We start from the raw sequence: 1,478 nt of genomic DNA on the forward strand, positions 1-1,478 counted from the left end.
CAGGAAAAACAATCAAGATGGTTCCGGGTGGTCTTACTCGTGTTGCCCTCAAAGAAGGCTCTTTAGTTGTGAACTCCTCACAGGGTGGCGGCACTAAAGACACCTGGGTTCTAGAAGAATAAAAGGGATAAATCAATATGTTGAGTCGTACCGCTGATTGCCTTTACTGGATGGCCCGTTATACAGAGCGCGCAGAAAATACTGCCCGTATGTTGGACGTCAATCACCAAACCTCCCTACTCCCGCAGCCTGCAGAGTTTTTAGAGCAGAGCTGGAAAAAGCTACTCACGATCTCCAAGTTAGAAGACTCATTCTTGATGAAATACGATGTTGTCACGCGTGAGAATGTCTTGGATTTCATGATTTATGAAACCAGCAATCCTTCCAGCATCGTGTCTTGTCTATTTGCCGCTCGTGAAAATGCTCGCGTTATTCGAGGCAAAATTACCTCTGAAGCATGGGAAACCCAGAACACCACTTGGTTAGAGTTGCAACGCATTTTGGAGGCCCGAAATCAAGCCGACCCAAGCAGACTACTGGAATGGGTAAAGCATCGTTGCCACCTATTTAGGGGTGTTATGCATGGCACCATGCTCAAGAACGAAGCCTTCTACTTTATGAATGTCGGCACCCTGCTAGAAAGGGCCGATAACACCGCACGTATTTTAGAAACTAAATATGAAGGTCAAGCAGCGCTAAAGGGATTGCGTTCCAATAGAAAAGATAAGCCAGTTGACGGTGATCTCTCTGAAGTGATTGATGGAGCTGATGGCGACTTCTTTGATTTTTATCACTGGGCTGCCCTGCTTCGCTCTGTCTCTGCTTTTGAGATCTATCGTCAAATCTACTCTGATCAGGTGACTCCCAAGCAAGTAGCGCAACTATTGATTTTCAATAAGCAAATGCCACGCTCGTTAGTGTGCTGTGTCAATGAACTTATTCCTCTGATTGCAGAGATGAAGAATCAGCAATCCAAAGAAATTGAACGTCTTCTAGGCAAGCTCAAGGCAAGCCTAGACTACTCCGATATTGATGAGGTTTTCTCGCAAGGCTTAGAGGAGTTCATTGAAGAGTTCTTGGAGCGCATCAATCATATTGCTGATGAATTCAGTAACGCCTACCTTATTCCATTAGCTGTAGCTTAAAGATCACCATGCACCTGAAGATTCGTCACCGTACAGAATACCGCTATGAAACACCGGTACGCTACTCTATTCAAGAGTTGCGACTCACACCACCCGATGTGGCCGGTCAAATAATCGACAAGTGGAAAGTCAGCACCCCCATTAAGGCAAGCACTTCACATGATGCTTTTGGTAATCTCTATAGCGTTTTTGTGCAAGAGAGTTCATACACATCAATGATGATTGAGGCAGAGGGTGAGGTTCATACTCAAGATGCTTTTGAGTTTATTGATGAGCCCAAGGCAGTCTCCCCTTACCACCTACTTCAACAAACAAATCTGACTGAGCCAACTG

The 1,478-nt window shown here is 45.3% G+C and carries 2 protein-coding genes; both read left to right on the forward strand.

Annotated features, from left to right (window positions below; genetic code table 11):
• Window positions 1-137 precede the first annotated feature (137 nt).
• Entirely contained in the window at window positions 138-1,145 is a 1,008-nt protein-coding gene (locus tag B7Y67_RS17825; RefSeq protein ID WP_293599777.1) for an alpha-E domain-containing protein, read from the forward strand.
• Window positions 1,146-1,153: 8 nt separating this feature from the next.
• Window positions 1,154-1,478: transglutaminase N-terminal domain-containing protein (locus B7Y67_RS17830; protein ID WP_293599778.1), on the forward strand; the 325-nt coding region annotated here is incomplete at its 3' end.

It is taken from the genome of Polynucleobacter sp. 35-46-11, from assembly GCF_002281105.1.